At 72.7% G+C, this 18,512-nt stretch carries 17 protein-coding genes; 9 read left to right on the forward strand and 8 right to left on the reverse strand.

Annotated features, from left to right (window positions below; all coding sequences use genetic code 11):
- Positions 1–21: 21 nt before the first annotated feature.
- Genes HCJ94_RS05105 through HCJ94_RS05120 form a run of 4 tightly spaced genes read right to left on the reverse strand, consistent with a single transcriptional unit; the run spans position 22 to position 4,325 of the window.
- The gene (locus tag HCJ94_RS05105) at positions 22–834 is read right to left on the reverse strand and encodes an inositol monophosphatase family protein (protein WP_167999799.1); all 813 of its coding nucleotides are present in this window, start codon (positions 832–834) and stop codon (positions 22–24) included.
- Positions 827–1,279 carry a response regulator gene (locus HCJ94_RS05110; protein WP_167999800.1) on the reverse strand — a complete coding sequence of 151 codons (453 nt, stop codon included), beginning with the start codon at positions 1,277–1,279 and terminating at the stop codon, positions 827–829. Before HCJ94_RS05110 ends, HCJ94_RS05105 begins: the two co-directional genes overlap by 8 nt.
- Positions 1,276–3,075, reverse strand: coding sequence for a sensor histidine kinase (locus HCJ94_RS05115; RefSeq protein ID WP_167999801.1), 1,800 nt, complete (start codon positions 3,073–3,075; stop codon positions 1,276–1,278). Before HCJ94_RS05115 ends, HCJ94_RS05110 begins: the two co-directional genes overlap by 4 nt.
- A complete protein-coding gene (locus HCJ94_RS05120) occupies positions 3,075–4,325 on the reverse strand; it encodes a PP2C family protein-serine/threonine phosphatase (RefSeq protein WP_309227148.1) in 1,251 nt (416 codons plus the stop codon). Before HCJ94_RS05120 ends, HCJ94_RS05115 begins: the two co-directional genes overlap by 1 nt.
- A 288-nt stretch (positions 4,326–4,613) precedes the next feature.
- Between HCJ94_RS05120 and HCJ94_RS05125 the strand changes: the two genes are divergently transcribed.
- A complete protein-coding gene (locus HCJ94_RS05125) occupies positions 4,614–7,001 on the forward strand; it encodes a M28 family peptidase (protein ID WP_167999979.1) in 2,388 nt (795 codons plus the stop codon).
- Positions 7,002–7,116: 115 nt separating this feature from the next.
- On the opposite strand, the gene HCJ94_RS05130 is transcribed toward HCJ94_RS05125, so the two are convergent.
- The gene (locus HCJ94_RS05130; RefSeq protein WP_167999802.1) at positions 7,117–7,371 is read right to left on the reverse strand and encodes a Smr/MutS family protein; all 255 of its coding nucleotides are present in this window, start codon (positions 7,369–7,371) and stop codon (positions 7,117–7,119) included.
- Between the two features lie 109 nt (positions 7,372–7,480).
- Between HCJ94_RS05130 and HCJ94_RS05135 the strand changes: the two genes are divergently transcribed.
- A complete protein-coding gene (locus HCJ94_RS05135) occupies positions 7,481–8,218 on the forward strand; it encodes a class I SAM-dependent methyltransferase (RefSeq protein WP_167999803.1) in 738 nt (245 codons plus the stop codon).
- A 53-nt stretch (positions 8,219–8,271) separates the two neighbouring features.
- Here the strand turns inward: HCJ94_RS05135 and HCJ94_RS05140 are convergent, their stop codons facing one another.
- Both HCJ94_RS05140 and HCJ94_RS05145 read right to left on the reverse strand, forming a co-directional pair.
- Positions 8,272–8,634 (reverse strand): tetratricopeptide repeat protein, encoded by a 363-nt coding sequence (locus HCJ94_RS05140; RefSeq protein ID WP_167999804.1) that lies wholly within the window; start codon positions 8,632–8,634, stop codon positions 8,272–8,274.
- Positions 8,635–8,724: 90 nt separating this feature from the next.
- Entirely contained in the window at positions 8,725–9,486 is a 762-nt protein-coding gene (locus tag HCJ94_RS05145) for an ROK family protein (protein ID WP_167999805.1), read from the reverse strand.
- A 144-nt stretch (positions 9,487–9,630) separates the two neighbouring features.
- Between HCJ94_RS05145 and HCJ94_RS05150 the strand changes: the two genes are divergently transcribed.
- The 3 genes from HCJ94_RS05150 to HCJ94_RS05160 all read left to right on the forward strand — a co-directional run bounded on the left by HCJ94_RS05150 (position 9,631) and on the right by HCJ94_RS05160 (position 12,411).
- Complete coding sequence (locus tag HCJ94_RS05150; protein ID WP_167999806.1) at positions 9,631–11,268, forward strand: ABC-F family ATP-binding cassette domain-containing protein; 1,638 nt, start codon at positions 9,631–9,633, stop codon at positions 11,266–11,268.
- A gap of 38 nt (positions 11,269–11,306) precedes the next feature.
- On the forward strand, positions 11,307–11,624 hold the full coding sequence (locus HCJ94_RS05155; protein ID WP_167999807.1) for a hypothetical protein: 318 nt from the start codon (positions 11,307–11,309) through the stop codon (positions 11,622–11,624).
- A 61-nt stretch (positions 11,625–11,685) separates the two neighbouring features.
- The gene (locus HCJ94_RS05160) at positions 11,686–12,411 is read left to right on the forward strand and encodes a methyltransferase domain-containing protein (protein WP_167999808.1); all 726 of its coding nucleotides are present in this window, start codon (positions 11,686–11,688) and stop codon (positions 12,409–12,411) included.
- 162 nt (positions 12,412–12,573) lie between these two features.
- Here HCJ94_RS05160 and HCJ94_RS05165 read toward each other — a convergent pair whose 3' ends face one another.
- Complete coding sequence (locus HCJ94_RS05165) at positions 12,574–13,581, reverse strand: LacI family DNA-binding transcriptional regulator (RefSeq protein ID WP_167999809.1); 1,008 nt, start codon at positions 13,579–13,581, stop codon at positions 12,574–12,576.
- A 148-nt stretch (positions 13,582–13,729) separates the two neighbouring features.
- Between HCJ94_RS05165 and arfA the strand changes: the two genes are divergently transcribed.
- From arfA to HCJ94_RS05185, 4 genes are read left to right on the forward strand one after another with little or no spacing between them, the layout of a single operon-like run.
- A complete protein-coding gene (gene arfA, locus HCJ94_RS05170) occupies positions 13,730–15,247 on the forward strand; it encodes an arabinosylfuranosidase ArfA (RefSeq protein ID WP_167999810.1) in 1,518 nt (505 codons plus the stop codon).
- 53 nt (positions 15,248–15,300) lie between these two features.
- The gene (locus tag HCJ94_RS05175) at positions 15,301–16,626 is read left to right on the forward strand and encodes an ABC transporter substrate-binding protein (protein WP_167999811.1); all 1,326 of its coding nucleotides are present in this window, start codon (positions 15,301–15,303) and stop codon (positions 16,624–16,626) included.
- Between the two features lie 6 nt (positions 16,627–16,632).
- Positions 16,633–17,598, forward strand: a complete 966-nt coding sequence (locus tag HCJ94_RS31065) for a carbohydrate ABC transporter permease (RefSeq protein WP_167999812.1) — start codon at positions 16,633–16,635, stop codon at positions 17,596–17,598.
- A 10-nt stretch (positions 17,599–17,608) separates the two neighbouring features.
- Complete coding sequence (locus HCJ94_RS05185) at positions 17,609–18,508, forward strand: carbohydrate ABC transporter permease (protein ID WP_167999813.1); 900 nt, start codon at positions 17,609–17,611, stop codon at positions 18,506–18,508.
- Positions 18,509–18,512: the final 4 nt, after the last annotated feature.

Raw genomic sequence — 18,512 nt, forward strand, 5'->3', positions numbered from 1 at the left:
GACGCTCCGTCGCGGCGCCGGTCACGCTCCGCCGAGCAGCGCCTCCCGCACCTCGGACCACACCCGCTCGTTCGCCGCGACGAGCAGCCCGTGCCCCTCGTCGGCCGGGTGGTACTCGGTGCCGTCGAACCGCCGGGCGACGCCGCCGGCCGCCCGTACCAGGAGGGTGCCGGGCGCGTGGTCCCACGGCAGGGTGCGCCAGAAGAGCACGAACTGCTGGTCGCCGGTGAGCACGTCCAGGTACTCCCGACCGGCGCAGTGCTGGCCGGGGAGCAGCTCGCCCAGCCGCGCACCGCCGGCCTCCACCCGGGCCCGGGCCCGGGACGGCAGGAAGCGGGACATCGCGGCGCCGCGCAGGTCGCCGGGCGTGGACGGCACGTCGGCCGTCCGCACCGGCCGCCCGTCGAGGTACGTCCCCACGCCGACCCGAGCCACGGCCAGGGTGTCCGCCAGCGGGTCGAGCACCCACGCGGCGGCCGGTTCCCCGTCGGTCAGCAGCGCCACCATCAGCGCGAAGGGTCGACGGCCGGCCGCGAAGTTCGCGGTGCCGTCGACCGGGTCCACCAGCCACACGTCACCCGATCCGCGCAGGTGCCGCAGCAGGCCCGGATCGTCGGCGACCGCCTCCTCGCCGACCACCACCGACCCCGGCCGCAGGCGGCACAGGCCCGCCGAGATCAGCTCCTCGGCCGCCCGGTCGGCGACCGTGACCAGGTCGCCCGGGGCCTTCTCCGCGACGTCGTCGTCGTCGAGCTTGCGGAACAGCGGCAGCACGGCCTGGTCGGCCGCCTCGCGCAGCAGCCCACCGACGTCGTCGAGCAGGGTGTCAGCCACGCGGCGGGAGCTTGACCACGCTGACGAAGAACTCGTCGATCTGACGCACCACCGAGATGAACCGCTCGAAGTCCACCGGCTTGGTCACGTACGCGTTCGCGTGGAGCTGGTAGCTGCGCAGGATGTCCTCGTCGGCCTGGGAGGTGGTGAGCACCACGACCGGGATCCGGCAGAGCTGCTCGTCCTTCTTGATCTCCTCGAGCACCTCCCGCCCGTCCCGGCGGGGCAGGTTCAGGTCGAGCAGGATCAGGTCCGGCTGGATCGCGTCCGCGTACGGCCCCTCGCGCCGCAGGTACGCCAGGGCCTCGGCGCCGTCGGACACCACGGTCAGGCGGTTGCGGAGCTTGTGCTCCTCGAACGCCTCCTGGGTCATCAGCACGTCGCCCGGATCGTCCTCGACCAGCAGCACCTCGATCGGGCTGTTGCCGTCCGCCGGCACGGTCATCCCACCGTCTCCCTCATGTCACCCGTTCTACCGCCATCCGGCTCGCCACCGGGGCCGTCCGCCGTACCGGCACGGTCGCCGTCGCCGTCGCCGTCCGTCGGCCCGTCCCCGGCCACCGCGTCCTCCGCCGGGCCACCGTCCACGCGACCGCCCGACCCCTCGCCCGCCGGCCCGTCGGCCGTCGTGCCGTCCCCGGCGTCGCCGGCCGCGACGTTCTCGGCCGCGGCGTCGCCGGCCGCGGCGGCCTCCACGTCCTCGGGCAACGCGGGCAGCGTGAACCGGATCGCCGTCCCCTCGGGGAGGCTGGTGTCGACCCAGACCCGGCCGCCGTGGTACTCCACGATCTTCTTGACGATGGCCAGCCCGATGCCGGTGCCCGGGTAGGCGTCCTTCGCGTGCAGCCGCTGGAAGATGACGAAGATCTTGTCGGCGAACTCCGGCTCGATCCCGATGCCGTTGTCCTCGCAGCTGATCTCCCACTCGTCGCCGACCAGCCGGGCGGACACGTGCACCTTCGGCGGCACGTCCGGGCGACGGAACTTGATCGAGTTGCTGACCAGGTTGGCCAGCAGGTTCGTCAGCAGGGGCTCCTCGCCCCGGATCACCGGCAGCTCGCCCCAGGTCAGCTCTCCGTCGGTGTACTGGCGGGCGGCCTCCGTCTGGGCGGCCACGTCACCCATCACCTTGTTGAGGTCGACCTCGGTGAAGCCGGTGGTGAGCCGGCCGATCCGGGAGAAGGCGAGCAGGTCGTTGATGAGCCGCTGCATCCGCTGCGCCCCGTCCACCGCGAACGCGATGTACTGGTCGGCGCGCTCGTCGAGCTGACCCGCGTACCGGCGCTGGAGCAGCTGACAGAAGCTGGCCACCTTGCGCAGCGGCTCCTGGAGGTCGTGCGAGGCGACGTACGCGAACTGCTCCAGGTCGCGGTTGGAGCGGGTCAGCTCCTCGGCCTGCTTCTGGAGTTGGCTGTTGACCCACTCGATCCGCTCGCGGGCCTCGCGAACCTCGTCGAGTTCCCTCGCGATCTTCTGCCGCATCGCGTCCACGTCGCCGGCGAGCCGCACGAACTCGGCCGGGCCGGCGCCGGTGATGCCGTGCCGGTAGTCCCCGTCCGCGACCTCGCGCACCTGGTCCGCGAGGCCGGAGAGCGGCCGGATCACCATCCGGTCCAGCGACAGCAACAGCACCGTTCCGGCGAGGATCACCACCGCGAGGGCGATGATCAGCAGCATGACCAGGAGGTTGCTGGTGCTTCGGACGTCCTGGGCGCTCTTCTGCCGAGCCTGGAAGATCGAGAACTGGAGTTCCTCCACGGCGGTCCGGACGAGGTCGAACCGCTGGCGAGCGTCCTCGGTCATCAGCGCCTGCCCGGCGGCGGTGCCCTCCTGCCGGGTTGTCGTGATGACCGGTACGGCCACCGCCTGGCGCCACTGCTCCGCCCGCTCCTCGACCACCCCGAGCTCCTGCCGGATCTCCGGGTAGTCGACGAGGATCCGCCGCATCGAGGCCACCCGCTCGCGCTCGAGCTTCACGCCGTCCTCGTACGGAGCCAGGTCTGCCGGATCACCGCTGACGGCGTAGCCACGGACGGCGGTCTCCTGGTCCAGCAGCGCGTTGAGCACCTCCTGGGCCTGCACCCGCAGCGGACCGGTCTTGTTGAGGATCGCGTCGATGTGGGTCCGGTTGCGGGCCGCCACGGCCACCGCCCCGCCGGCCAGCGCGACCAGGAGCAGCGCGACCACGGTGAGCAGCGTGACGACCCGCTGGCGCAGCGTCCAACCCCCGGCCACGCGCATCACCGGCCACCACCGCTGGTGACCAGCAGCATGGCGACGTCGTCGGCCAGCGGGCCGCCGTTGAGCTGCTCGGCCCGCCCGACCAGCCAGGCCGGCAGCTCGGACAGGGGCACTCCGGCGGTGGCCGGGTCGGCGAGCAGGCCCGCCAGGCCGTCCACGTCCAGGCGCTCGTCGCCCTCGCCAACGCGCCCCTCGATCAGACCGTCGGTGTACATCAACAGGGACCAGTCCTCGGTGTCGAACTCCAGGTCGTACGCGACCGGCCGACGGGGCCGTACGCCGAGCAGCAGCCCGCCGGGCGCCGGGACGGGCGCGACCCGCCCCCCGCGGAGCAGCAGCGGCGGCGGGTGCCCGGCCAGCCGCACGGTGGCCCGGTTGGCGCCCAGGTGGAGTCGGGTGGTGGCGACGGTCGCGAAGATCTCCTGGAGCCGGCGTTCGCTCATCAGCACCTGCTCCAGCGCCGGCAGCACCTCGTCGTCCGGCACGCCGGCCAGGATCAGCGCCCGCCAGGCGACCCGCAGTTCGACGCCGAGCGCCGCCTCGTCCACCCCGTGCCCGCAGACGTCGCCGACGATCAGGTCGAGCCGGTCGGGGCGGGTCTGCACCACGTCGAAGAAGTCGCCGCCGATCAGGGCGGCGTGCCGGCCCGGCCGGTAGAAGGTGTGCACCGCGACCTGCTCGGTCGACATCAGCGGCTGCGGCAGCAGGCCCCGTTCCAGGCGGGCGGACTCGGCCTGGCGCAGCTCCACCTCGCGCAGCCGGCGGGCGTTCTCGTCGGCCCGCTTGCGCTCCACCGCGTACCGCAGCGCGCGGGTCAGCAGCACACCGTCGACCTGGCCCTTGACCAGGTAGTCCTGCGCACCCTCGGCGACCGCGACGATGCCGAGGTGCTCGTCGGACCGGCCGGTGAGCACACACACCGCCGCGCCGCTGGCCATCTCCAGCACCTGGCGCAGCCCGTCGATGCCCTGCGCGTCCGGCAGGCCGAGGTCGAGCAGGACGCAGTCCACGCCCATCACGCGCTTGCGCGCCTCGCGCAGACTGGTCGCCACCAGCAGGTCGATACCCGACTTGGTCTCGGCGAGCAGCTCGCCGACCAGGAAGGCGTCGCCCTCGTCGTCCTCGACCAGCAGCACGCGCAGCCGCTCGCCCGGTGGCACGCTGGCGTGGTGCCCGAGACCGCCGAGCGGGTCGGCCCGGCCCACGACGGAAGGACCGGCCAGGCCGGTCCCCCGGTGCGGCCGGGTCACCGCCGCGAGACGCGGAAGATCGCTGGTGATGTCGGGCTCCTTCCAAGTGCCCTGCTGATCCTGTATTAGACAACGGTCCCACACAACACGACGGCCTCGGCCCGACGCCCGATGCTCCCGATCACGGGACGCCCCAGGTGCAGAGGGGACGAATCCGGCAAGTGGCGACCTCGGTCGGGCCACACCGGGAGTCCCGCCGACGCCCGGAGGGGTGCAGGATGGTGCCACCCCCACCCCCGAGGAGTCCCCGTGGGCGTACCTCCCATCCCGACCACGAAGCACCGGTCCATCGCCGCGGCGGCGCTCGTCCTCGCCTCCGACCGCACGCTGGCCCGACCCCGCCGGCGGCTCGCGGCCGCGGTGGCCGCGCTGGTCGCGCTCGTCGCCGTCGGCGCCGTGACCCTGGTCGACCTGCGCACCCCCGCGCCGCGTCCGGCCGACGCACCGCCCGGCGAGTTCAGCGCGGCGAGGGCGTACGACCAGGTGCGGGTCATCGCGGCCCGCACCCACGTGGCCGGCAGTCCCGCCAACGACCAGGTCCGCGAGCATCTGGTCGGGGTGCTGCGCGGCCTCGGCCTGGAGACCGGCGTGCAGGACACGGTCGCCCCGGAGGCCGGCCAGCTCAGCGGCGCGGCCGGGGGCGCGACCCTGGCCCGGGTACGCAACGTGGTGGCCCGCCTCCCCGGCACCGACCCGACCGGGAAGGTCTTCCTCGTCGCGCACTACGACTCCGTCCAGGTCGGACCGGGTGGCAACGACGACGCCGCCGGCACCTCGGCCATCCTGGAGGTGGCCCGGGCGCTCACCGCCGCTCCGCGGCCCCGCAACGACGTCGTCTTCGTGCTCACCGACGCCGAGGAGGCGTGCCTGTGCGGCGCGTCCGCGTTCGCGTCGACCCACCCGCTCGCCGCGGACGGCGGCGTCGTGCTGAACCTGGAGGCGCGGGGCTCGACCGGGCCGGTGATCATGTTCGAGACGTCCGAACGGAACGCCGCCCTGGTCGACGCCTTCGGCCGGGCCGCCCCGCACCCCGTGGGCACCTCGTTCGCGGTCGAGATCTACCGCGCGCTGCCGAACGACACCGACTTCACCGCCTTCCTCGACGAGGCCGGCTTCGTGGGCCTCAACTCGGCGTACATCGACGGCGGGGCGATCTACCACACCCCGCTGGACACGCCGGCCGCGATGGACCGGGCGAGCCTCCAGCACCACGGCGACAACGCGCTCGCCCTGGCCCGCGAGTTCGGCCGGGTCGACCTGGCGACGCTCGACGCCGGGCACGACGCCACGTACTTCCCCGTCCCCGGCGGGCTGGTCCGCTACCCGGGCTGGCTGGCGCTGCCGCTCGCGCTGCTCGCGCTCGCCGGCGTGGTCGCGCTCGGCTGGCTCGCGCGGCGCCGGGGGCGGGTGACCGCCGGCCGGCTGGCCGCCGGCTTCGGCCTGGCGCTCGTGCCGCTGGTGGTCGCCCCGGTCGGCGCGACGCTGCTCTGGGCGGGGATCACCGCGGCACGCCCCGGCTACGCCGAACTGCTCGACCCGTACCGACCCACGTGGTACCGGCTCGCCGTGCTGGCGCTCGCCGCGGCGGTCCTGTTCGCCTGGTACGCGCTGACCCGCCGCCGGGTCGGCCCGGCCGCGCTGGCGATCGGCGCGCTCGGGTGGCTGGCCCTGCTCGGTGTGCTGTTCGCCGCCCTGGTGCCCGGCGGGGCGTACCTGGTGACCCTGCCGGCCCTGGCCGGCGCCCTCGCCGGGCTGGTCGCGCTCGCCACGCGGATCGACGGGCCGTGGCCCGTGGTCGCGGTGACGCTGGCCGGCGCGGTGGCCGTGGTGGTGCTGCTGCCCACCGTCGTGCTGCTCTTCCCCGCGCTCGGCATGGCGATGGGTGGCGTCGCCGCGCTCGTGGCGGTGCTGCTCGGCCTCGCCGCCCTGCCCGTGGTCGACCTGCTGCACCCGCAGGCCGGCGGGCAACGCGGGATGGTCGCCCTCCGGGCCCGCCGGCTCGGCGCGCTGCCGGCCGCCGCCGCGACCCTCGCGGCCGCGGTGTTCGCCGGGGTCGGGCTCACCGTCGACCGGTTCGACGCCGCGCACCCCGCGCCGACCCACCTGATGTACGCGCTCGACGCCGGCACCGGCCAGGCCCGCTGGCTCAGCCACGAGGCCGAGCCGCAAGCGTGGACCGACGGGTACGTGGACGGCGACCCGGTCTCCGTCGCCGACGAGTTCCCGGTCTTCGGTGACGAGAAGCTGCTGGCCGGTCCGGCGCGGGCGGCGGGCCTTCCCGCCCCGAGGCTGGACGTGCTCGCCGACACCACCGCCGGTGCGGAACGCATGCTGCGGCTACGGCTCACCCCGCAGCGGCCGGTCCGCCTGGCCGCCCTGCACGTCGACTCCGGCACGGCGACGGTGCTGCGCGCCGAGGTGGCCGGCCGGTCGGTGCCGGTCGAGCCGCGCGAGGGCCGCTGGGGCTTCGGGGTGGTCTTCCACGCCCCGCCGGCTGAGGGCATCGAGGTGACGCTGACGGTGACGCCGAAGGCGGGCCAGGTGGCGTTCCGGGCGATGGACGCCAGCGACGGCCTGGACTCCGTACCCGGCTTCCGGCCCCGCCCGCCGGACGTCGGGATCGTCGGTTCGCACAGCTCGGAGATGCTCGCGGTGGCCCGCACCTACCCGCTCTGACGCTCCCGCTCCCCGCCCTGACCCCGCTTCCGCGATCTTGCACTTCCTGCCCCGGCGAAACGGACCGAAAGGTGCGTCCCGGCGGCACAAACTGCAAGATCGCGGGGGCGGGCGGCTACTTCCAGCGGAAGTGCACGAAGAGGCGGCCGAAGTTCTTCGAGTCCTTCTCGACGCGGTGGTAGAGCGCCTTGACGTCCTTCTGGTCGAGGAACCGCAGCACCCGCTTCTTGAGCTGGCCGGAACCCTTGCCGGGGATGATCTCCACGAGGGTGGCCTTCTTCGCCACCGCCTCGTCCATGATCCCGCGCAGGGCGCGGTCGATGTCGATGCCCCTGTTGTAGATGTCGTGCAGGTCCAGCTTGAGCTTCACGGCCGGGCCTCCAGCGGGTCGGGTTCCATGGCCTGCCCATGGTAGGCCGGGGTGAGCTGGGCGCCGGAAATCGGTGGACGTCCCTCCTGCCGGTGACGATCGTCGGGGGATGCGCCAAGAGGATCTCTGGAACACCGACGCCGCGCGGCGTTACGACACACCGGGCAGCGGGATGTTCGCACCCGAGGTGCTGGAACCGACCGCGGATCGGCTCGCCGGGCTGGCCGGCGGGGGCCGGGCCCTGGAGTTCGCGATCGGCACCGGCCGGGTGGCGGTCCCGCTCGCCGAGCGGGGCGTACCGGTCACCGGGATCGAGCTGTCCGGTCCGATGATCGAGCAGCTACGGACGAAGGTGGACGAGGAGACGATCCCGGTGGTCCAGGGCGACATGGCCGTCGCCACCGCACCGGGGACGTACACGCTCGTGTACCTCGTCTACAACACGATCTCGAACCTGCAGACCCAGGCGGAGCAGGTCGCCTGCTTCCGTAACGCCGCCCGGCACCTGGCACCCGGCGGCCGGTTCGTGATCGAGTTGTGGGTGCCGGAGCTCCGCAAGCTCCCACCGGGCCAGGCGGCCACGGTCTGGCACTACGAACCGGGCTACATCGGCCTGGACACGTACGACGTGCTCCACCAGCGGGCCGTGTCGCACCACGTCCGGTACGAGGAGGACGGCACGGCCCGGGTGTACTTCAGCCCGCACCGCTACATCTGGCCGGCGGAACTCGACCTGATGGCCCAGCTCGCCGGGTTCGAGCTGGAGAGCCGGCACGCGGACTGGACCGGGGCGGAGTTCACCGCGGACTCCCGCTCCCACGTGTCCGTCTACCGCCTCCCGGTTTGACACCGGGCAGACGACGACGGGGCAGCCCCGAAGGGCTGCCCCGTCGTGTTCGGTCAGCGGCCGATCCGGGTCTCCACCCGGCGCAGCGCCGCCTGGTAGTCGTCGTTCCCGTGGTGCATGGCCGCCGCGATGCGCAGGTGCCGCAGCGCGTCGGCCGGCCGGTTCAGCCGCTCCAGCGTCCGGCCCAGCACGTGGTGGGCGTAGTGGTCGCTGGGATCCCGGTCGACCAGCTCGCGGAGCTGCTCCTCGGCCCGGTTGAGCTGGGCCGACTGGAAGTAGGCCCGGGCCAGCAGCTGCCGGACGGCGGAGTTGCCGGGCTCGGCCTCGACGATCGGCTCGAGCAGCCGGGCCGCTCCGGTCGGGTCACCGGCTTCGAAGAACAGAGTCGCCCGCCGGTACTCAGCCAGAAGATCCATTCGACCCACCCCCTCGTGTCACGTCGTCACTGCACCGACGCTGGCACAACACCAGCCGCACCGCGACTGTTCCCCGCTGGGAATCGCACGTCAGACCGACCGGGCGGCGGCGAGGTCCCAGGCGCGGACACCGCCCACGATGCCGGCCGTGTTCGGCACCACCACCACGTCGTCGCCCATCCGGGCCAGCTGCTCAGGGCGGATCAACCGGGAGTTGCCCCCGCCCAGGTAGAGCCGGTCCCACCGGAACACCGGCCGCAACCCCTCCACCACCTGCCGCACCCGGCGCGACCAGAAGGCGTCCCCGAGCCGGCGCCGCTCGACCTCGCCGACGTACGTGTCGTACGTCGTGCCCCAGCGCACCGGGGCGTGGGACAGCTCCAGGTGCGGGGCGAGCACGCCCCCGTCGAAGAGGGCGCTGCCCAGCCCCGTGCCGAGCGTCAGCACCAGCTCGCAACCGGTGCCGGCGACCACGCCGGCCCCGTGCACCTCGGCGTCGTTGAGCACCAGCGCCGGCACCCCGAAGGCGTCGGCGAGGGCGCTGCGCGCGTCGTACCCCGACCACTCGGCGACCAGGTTGGGATCCACCCGGCTGCGGGGGCCGGAACGGGTGACGTAGTGCGGCGTGGCCACCACCACCCCGTGCCGGATCATGCCGGGCATGCCCACGGTCAGGCGGTCCGCCGGCGGCAGCTGCGACCCCAGGTCGTGCAGCGTCTTGACGAAGAGCGCGGGCGGCAGCGGGTACGGCGTCGGCACGCGCACCGGCCGCGCCCGCATCGTCCCGGCGGCGTCGAGGACGGACGCCTTGAGCCCGCCGCCGCCGCAGTCGATCGCGAGAGTGGTCACCACGCCGAGAAGTGTGCCCGGTCCGCGCCGGACCACCCTCGCCGATCATGCGTTTTTGGCCCGCGATATGCCGCTTTTGCGAGCTAATGTCCGGACAGGAAGTGCAAGATCGCGGGAGCGGTGGGGGCCGGATAGGGTTGCGGGCTGATGAGTGGGACGTTGGTTGTCAAGGGGTTGGGTGCTGGGCACGGGGAGCGGGAGTTGTTCTCCGGGCTTGATTTTGTGGTTGCGCCGGGGGACGTGGTTGGGCTCGTCGGGCCGAATGGCGCCGGGAAGTCGACGTTGCTGCGTACCCTTGCCGGGCTGCTCCCTGTCGAGGCCGGGAGCGTCACGATCAGCCCGCCCACCGCGAGCGTGGGGCACCTGCCGCAGGAGCCGGAGCGGCGGGCCGGTGAGCGGGTCCGCGACTTCCTGGCGCGGCGCACCGGAGTGGCCGGGGCGCAGGCGGCGCTGGACGCGGCCACCGAGGCGCTGACCGCGGGAGCCCCCGGCGCCGACGACGCGTACGCCGAGGCGCTGGACCGGTGGCTCGCCCTCGGCGGCGCCGACCTGGACGAACGCGCCGAACAGGTCGCCGCCGACCTCGGCCTCGCCGTCTCCCTCGACATGGCGATGACGGGCCTCTCCGGCGGCCAGGCCGCGCGGGCCGGGCTGGCGTCGCTGCTGCTCAGCCGGTACGACGTCTTCCTCCTCGACGAGCCCACCAACGACCTGGACCTGGCCGGGCTGGAGCGGCTGGAGGAGTTCGTCACCGGGCTGCGCGCCGGGACCGTCCTGGTCAGCCACGACCGCGAGTTCCTCACCCGCACCGTGACGCGCGTCCTCGAACTGGACCTGCACCAGCGGCAGGTCAACCACTACGGCGGCGGCTACGCGGCCTACCTGGAGGAGCGGGAGGTGGCGCGGCGACACGCCCGCGCCGACTACGAGGAGTACGCCGAGACCCGTGCCGACCTGGAGGCGCGCGCCCGGACGCAGCGGTCGTGGATGGAGAAGGGCGTCAAGAACGCCCGGCGCAAGGCCACCGACAACGACAAGATCGGCCGCAAGTTCCGCTCCGAGGCGACCGAGAAGCAGGCGGCCAAGGCCCGGCAGACCGAGCGGCTCATCGAACGGTTGGAGGTGGTCGAGGAGCCGCGCAAGGAGTGGGAGCTACGCATGGAGATCGCCGCCGCGCCCCGCGCCGGCGCCGTCGTGGCCACGCTCCGCGACGCCGTGGTACGCCGCGGCGCCTTCACCCTCGGGCCGGTGAACCTCCAGATCGACTGGGCGGACCGGGTGGCCGTCACCGGGGCGAACGGGTCCGGCAAGTCCACCCTGCTCGCCGCCCTGCTCGGCCGGCTGCCGCTGGACGCCGGGCAGTCGTCGCTCGGGCCGGGTGTCGTCGTCGGCGAGGTCGACCAGGCACGCGGGCTTTTCCTGGGCGACGCGCCGCTGCTCGACGCCTTCCGGCTGGCCGTACCCGACCTGTCGCCGGCCGACGCGCGGACCCTGCTGGCCAAGTTCGGCCTGCGCGCGGCGCACGTGCTGCGGCCGGCGGCCACCCTCTCCCCCGGCGAGCGCACCCGGGCGGCGCTCGCGCTGCTGCAGGGGCGCGGGGTGAACCTGCTGGTGCTCGACGAGCCGACCAACCACCTCGACCTGCCGGCCATCGAACAGCTGGAATCCGCGCTGGCCGGCTACCCCGGCACGCTGCTGCTGGTCACCCACGACCGGCGGATGCTCGACGCGGTGAGCGTCAACCGGCGGCTCCGGGTGGACGCCGGACGGATCGCCGAGGACTGATCCGTGCCGACCCGGTCGCGCCGGGTGAGAATGAGCGCATGCTCAAGTGGGAGTACGCGCTGCTGGTCCGCCGTCGGCAGGCGGCCACCAACGACATCGGCTGGGAGGTCGTCTTCGTCTGGTACGGCCCGGACGGCTCGATGGTCGACGTCACCCCGTACGGGGACACCGCGCTGGCCCACCTGAACCGGGCCGGTGACCAGGGCTGGGAACTCGTCGCGATGAGCGAGGACCCGTCCCTGCCCGGCAACAACGAACTCCACCGCTACCACCTGAAGCGGCCCAAACCCGCCGCTCCCCAGCCACGCCAGCGGATGCGTACGGTGGGCCGCCCCCGCCGCACCCTCTCCGGCTAACCTCCGAGAGGTGGGGCATACCGGGCGGGGATGTGGGTAACGGGCGGCCGGAGGTGGGCCGATGGTCGCGCTGGCACTGACCCCGCCCTCGGCCGAGCGGCTGCGGGCGGTCGACGAGTTCCTCGCCGAAGCCTGGACGGACCAGGCCCGGCATGACGACCGCCTGCGGGACCTCGCCGTCGAGGTGCGCTTCGACCGGGGGGTGGCTCACCTGACCGGGGAGGTCGGCGAGCCGGACGACCTGCGTCTGGTGCGGGATCGCGTCGGCCGGCTCGCCGGGGTCCTGGCCGTCTGGTGCCGGGTCCGCGTCGGCGGACGGGATCCCGTCGTGGTGGACCTGGGCTGCGGGGCGACCAAGCAGTGGCCCGGCAACCTGGGGCTGGACATCTTCCCGGCATCCGGCGTGGACGTGGTCGCGGACCTGTCGGGCACCCTGCCGCTGGCCGACGACTCGGTGGACGTGCTCTTCACCGTCCACATCCTGGAGCACCTGATCGACTTCCTGCCGCTGGTCGACGAGGCGCACCGGGTGCTGCGGCCGGGGGGCGTCCTGCACGTGATGAGCCCCTGGTGGGGGCACGTCAACGCGGTCGCCGATCCCACCCACGTCCGGCTCCTCGACGTCCAGACCATCAAGGGCATCTGCATGCAGCGCCCACCGGGCACCCCGCGCTGGTATCCGCTGCACGCCGGCTGCGACGGCGCCAGCATCTTCGCCGACCTGACCCCGCTCCCACCCGACGCCGACGGCCCATCCCCGTCCCACCTGGCCCGCTTCTTCGCCTAACCCCCTCCGCATCCCGCCGGCCCCCACCCGCGTCGGGTCGATCATGGAGTTAGCGGGTGAGTTGGAGATCAATCCACCCGCTAACTCCATGATCAACCAGGACAGGCGGGGCCGGGCGGGGTGGGCCGGGGCCCGGGGGGGGTAACGGGCGGGGGGCGGGGGTTAGGCCGGGGTGGTGGATTCGCGGGGGATCAGGGTCCAGGGGGCGGGGAGTTCTCGTGGGGGGGCCGTGCGGTCGCCTCCCAGGCGGTTGGCGAGGAGGTCGACGGCCAGCCGGGCGATGCGTTCCTTGTCCGGGGCGATGGTGGTCAGGGTGGGGACCGAGAAGCGGCCGTCCTCGATGTCGTCGAAGCCGGCCACCGCGACGTCCTCGGGCACGCGCAGACCGGCCTCGTGCAGGGCACGCAGGGCGCCGAGGGCGAGGGTGTCGTTGAAACAGAAGACGGCGTCGGGGCGTACCCCCGAGGCCAACAGCGACCGCATCGCGGCCGCGCCCTCCGCGCGGTGCCAGGCCGGCGCGGAGGCCACCAGCGACTCGTCGTACGCGATGCCGGCGTCGGCGAGCGCGGCGGCGTAGCCGGCGAGCCGGAGCCGGGCGCTGGCGCCCTCGGGGGTGCGCTGCGACCCGATCGCGGCGACCCGGCGGCGGCCGAGCCCGATGAGGTGGGCGGTCATCTCCCGGGCGGCGGCCACGTTGTCGATCCCCACGTGGTCGGCGGGGCCGTGGTCGACCCGCTCACCGAGCAGCACCATCGGGGTGCCGTCGAGGCCGGCCAGGTCGTCGGCGGTGAGCGCGAGGGGGCTGAAGATCAGACCGTCGATCATGTGGTCGCCGATGCCCGCGGCGGCGACCCGTTCCTGCTCCCGGCCGCCGCCGGTCTGGTCGATCAGGACCGTCCAGCCGTGCTCGGCGGCGGCGGTGACGACGTGCCGGGCCAGTTCGGCGAAGTACGGGATGTCCAGCTCGGGCACGGCCAGGGCGATCACCCCGGTGCGCCCCTTGCGCAGGTTACGGGCGGACAGGTTGGGCCGGTAGTTGAGCTCGGCGATCGCCTCCTCGACCCGCGCCCGGGTGTCCGGCCGGACGTGCACGTAGCCGTTGACGACGTTGGAGACGGTCTTCACCGACACGCCGGCGCGCTCCGCCACGTCCTTGAGCCTGTGCCGCACTGCTTCCTCCCGCGAGACGCTGGCCCGCACTCTACCGCGTCACGGGCGGGTCACGACCTCTTTACAACGTTGCTTACAACGTTGTAGAAAGCGAGCGGAACGGGTGACCCGGGTCACCCGGCTCGGCGACAGGAAAGGTGGCACCCCCTTGCGGACCGCGCAGCTCACGATCGACCCGGCCTTCACCATCGGCCCGGCGGACCGCCGGCTCTTCGGCTCCTTCGTCGAGCACATGGGCCGCTGCGTGTACGGCGGGGTTTACGAGCCCGGCCACCCCACCGCCGACGGACGGGGGCTGCGCGGCGACGTGCTGGCACTGACCCGGGAGCTGGGCGTCTCCGTGGTCCGCTACCCCGGCGGCAACTTCGTCTCCGGCTACCGCTGGGAGGACGGCGTCGGCCCGGTCGGTGACCGGCCGCGCCGGCTCGACCTGGCCTGGAAGACGATCGAGACCAACGCGTTCGGGCTGGACGAGTTCATGACCTGGGCGGCCGAGGCGGGCGTCGAGCCGATGATGGCGGTCAACCTCGGCACCCGGGGCGTGCGGGAGGCGCTCGACCTGCTGGAGTACGCGAACCACCCGGGCGGCACCCAGCTGTCGGACCTGCGCCGCAAGCACGGCGCCGAGGAGCCGTACGGGGTGCGGCTCTGGTGCCTCGGCAACGAGCTGGACGGGCCGTGGCAGGTGGGCCACAAGACCGCCGACGAGTACGGCCGCCTCGCCGCCGAGACCGCCCGCGCGATGAAGATGATCGACCCGTCGATCAGCCTGGTGGCCTGCGGCAGCTCCAACCGGCGGATGCCGACCTTCGCCTCCTGGGAGGCGACCGTGCTGGAGCACACGTACGAGCACGTCGACTACATCTCGGCGCACACCTACTACGACCCGTCCGACGGGGACCGGGCGAGCATCCTCGCCTCCGCCGTCGACATGGACAACTTCATCCGCGACGTGGTGGCCACCGCCGACCACGTGGCGGCGAAGCAGCGCCACCGGCGCAAGCTCAGGATCTCCTTCGACGAGTGGAACGTCTGGTACGAGTCCCGCCTCCAGGCCGACCTCGACCGGCGCGGCTGGGTCGAGGCCCCGGCACTGATCGAGGACGACTTCACCGCCGTCGACGCGGTGGTGGTCGGCGACCTGCTGATCACCCTGCTCCGGCACGCCGACCGGGTGGGCGTCGCCTGCCAGGCCCAGCTCGCCAACGTGATCGCCCCGATCCGGACGCGCACCGGCGGGCCCGCCTGGCGGCAGAGCATCTTCCACCCCTTCGCGCTGACCGCCCGGTACGCCCGCGGCACCGTGCTGCGGACCGAGCCGGTCTCGCCCACGTACGAGACGAAGAAGTACGGCGAGGTCCCGGTGCTGGACACGGTCGCCGTGCACGACGAGGAGACCGGGGTCCTCACGGTCTTCGCGGTGAACCGGGGCGAGACCGACCTGCCCCTGGACCTGGACCTGCGCGGGCTGCCCGGCCTGCGCGGGCTGGCCCACACGAGCCTCGCCGCCGGGGACGACCCGACGGCGACGAACACCGAGGCGGAGCCCGAGCGGGTCACGCCCCGGGAGATGAACACCCCCACCACCGACGGCGGCCGGTCCTCCGTGCTGCTGCCGGCTGTGTCCTGGAACGTGCTGCGCTTCGCCCCCACCGGCGATGTCTGAGCACCGGCTCTGACCAGGCAGAATTCATCCCGTCCCCCAAGGAGTTGAACAGCATGATCCACAACGAGATGAGCCGGAGGCGGCTGCTCGGGCTCGGCCTCGGGCTCGGCGCCGCGGCGTCGCTGACCCTGGCCGGCTGCGGCGGTGGCGACGACGCCGGGCCGGCGGCCGGCAACGGCGGCAAGGAGTACACCGGCCCGAAGGTGGACCTGAAGCTGTGGAACGGGTTCACCGGCGGTGACGGCGACATCTTCAAGACGCTGGTGAACCAGTTCAACACCGAGCACCAGAACATCGCGGTGACGATCGCCACGTACCAGTGGGACGACTACTACAACAAGCTCCCCGGCGCGGCGTCGAGCGGCAACGGACCGGACATCGCGGTCATGCACATGGACCAGCTCGCCACGTTCGCCGCCCGCGGCGTCATCACCGAGCTGGACGACGTGGCGAAGACTCTGGAACTGACCGAGGGCGACTTCGCCCCGACCGTCTGGAAAGGCGGGCTCTACAACAACAAGCGGTACGGCATCCCGCTGGACATGCACCCGCTCGGCTTTTACTACAACAAGGGGGTCATGCAGAAGGCCGGCCTGGACCCGAACAAGCCGCCGACCACCCGCGCCGAGTACGAGGCGGCGCTGACCGAGCTGAAGAAGTCGGGCGTGCAGGGCTTCTGGGTGAGCCCCTTCCAGTTCACCGGCGGCATGACCTTCTACTCGCTGCTGCACCAGTGGGGCGGCAGCGTCTTCGACGGCGAGGCGCGCACCGCCACCTTCAACTCGGAGCCCGCGGTCGAGGCCGCCACCTGGCTGATCGACATGATCAAGCAGGGCCACTCCCCGGCCAACGTCGGCCAGGACGCGGACTACCTCGCGTTCAAGAGCGGCAGGAACGCGTTCAACTGGAACGGCATCTGGCAGATCAACGACCTGAAGAAGAGCCCGGAGATCCAGTGGGGCGTGGCGCCGCTGCCGCAGATCGGCTCCCAGCCGGCGGCGTGGGCCAACTCCCACAACTTCACCATCGTCAAGGGCCGCGCCAACGACGCCAACAAGGTCTCCGCGTCGAAGGTCTTCATCAACTGGCTCAGCCAGCACTCCCTCGACTGGGCCAAGGGCGGCCAGGTGCCGGCCCGGAAGGCGGTCCGGGAGAGCGGCGAGTTCACGGCGCTGACCGAGGTCAACGCCCTGGCCCCGGAGCTGGAGTACGCGGCGTTCCCGCCGGCGGCCCCCGGCCTGGGCGAGGTCATGACCACCTTCTACAACTCGTTCAACGAGGCGGTGCTGGGCAAGAAGTCGGCCAAGCAGGCGCTGGACGACGGGGTGGCCAAGGCCAACAAGCAGCTCGAGGACAACCGCAAGAAGTACGGGAGCTGATCCCCTGTGGCGGACGTGATCGAGGTCGGGGCGGCGCGTGGTGACGCGCCGCCCCCGGCGGCCGGCCCCGGCCGGCGGAACGCTCCCGTACGCCGGGCCGGCCGGGCGACGCCGTACCTGTTCCTCGCCCCGTACCTGCTGCTCTTCGGGGTCTTCGGCCTCCTGCCGATCGTGCTGGGCCTCTGGCTGAGCGTGCACCAGTGGGACTTCCAGCTGCCCAACCGGCCCTTCGTCGGGCTGGACAACTACGCCGAGCTGTTCTCCAGCGACTCGGCGATCTACGGCGACTGGTGGCAGAGCGTCCGGGCGACGGCGATCTTCACCGTGCTGTCGGTGCCGCTGCTGGTGGTCGTACCGCTGGGGCTGGCGCTGCTGCTCAACCACTCGTTCCCCGGCCGCACCTTCTTCCGGGCGGTCTACTTCGCGCCGTACGTGCTGGGTGTGGCGGTCATCGGCCTGCTCTGGCGGTTCCTGCTCGACGCCAACCTGGGCCTGGTGAACCGGCTCGCGGGCATGGTCGGGCTCCCGTCGGACACCCCGTGGGTGACCAGCACCCCGTGGGCCTGGATCTCGCTGGTCGGGGTCACCGTCTGGTGGACCTCCGGCTTCAACGCGGTGATCTACCTGGCCGGCCTCCAGGACGTCCCCGCCGAGCTGTACGAGGCGGCAAAGGTGGACGGCGCGAACGCCTGGGACCGATTCCGGAACGTCACGCTGCCGGGACTGCGGCCGGTGCTGCTCTTCATCATCACCACGACCGTGCTCGCCTCGGCGAACGTGTTCGGCCAGTCGTTCCTGATCACGCAGGGCGCGCCGGGCACCAAGACCCGCACCGTGGTGTGGTTCATCGTCGAGGAGGGTCTGCGCGACAACGACGCCGGTCGCGCCGCCGCGATGAGCATCGTGTTCGCGCTGATGCTGGCGGTGGTGAGCATCGCCAACTTCCGCCTCTTCCGCTACCGGGAAGACTGAGGGGGCCGCCATGACGACGTCCACGCCCACCACGCGCGGCCCCGCCCCGGCGGTGACCGACGCGTCGGCGCCCACGCGCGCCCCCGGGCTCGCGCTGCGCCGGACGGCGCTCTACGCCACCCTGGTGGCCCTGGCCCTGGTCTTCCTCATGCCGCTGGTGTGGATGCTGATCACCTCGCTGAAAACCTACGCGGGCGCCCAGCAGATCCCGCCGACGTGGCTGCCGGACCCGCTCTCCGGCTACGGGTACGAGCAGATCCTGAACAACACGGCGAACCCGGTGCTGCGCTGGTTCCTCAACAGCATGGTGGCCGCCACGCTGCACGCGCTGCTCGTGCTGGTGACCGCCTCGATGGCCGCGTACGCCCTGGCCCGGCTGCGGTTCCGCGGCCGCAAGGTGCTGTTCGCCCTGGTCGTCGGGACGCTGTTCATCCCGCCGACCTCGCTGATCGTCCCGAACTTCCTGATCGTCGACTCGCTGGGCTGGCTCGACACGCTGACCGTGGTGATCGTCCCCGGTACGGCGAGCGCGTTCGGGGTGTTCTTCCTGCGGCAGTTCTTCCTCTCCCTGCCTCGCGAGCTGGAGGAGGCCGCCACGCTGGACGGCGCCAGCCAGTGGCAGATCTTCTGGAAGGTCGTGCTCCCGCTCTCCAAGCCGGCGCTGGCCACCCTCGCCGTGCTGTCGTTCCTCACCAACTGGAACGACTTCCTCTGGCCGATCTACGTGCTGTTCAGCCCGGAGACGCTGACCCTGCCGCCGGGCCTCGGCCTGCTCCAGGGCTCGTACGTCACCGACTACCCGGTCATCATGGCCGGCGCGGTGCTGGCCAGCGTGCCGGTGCTGATCCTGTTCGTGCTGGCACAGCGGCACATCATCCAGGGCGTGTCGCGCAGCGGGCTCAAGGGGTGACGGC

The organism is Micromonospora thermarum (assembly GCF_012034245.1).
Lineage (GTDB): Bacteria > Actinomycetota > Actinomycetes > Mycobacteriales > Micromonosporaceae > Micromonospora > Micromonospora thermarum.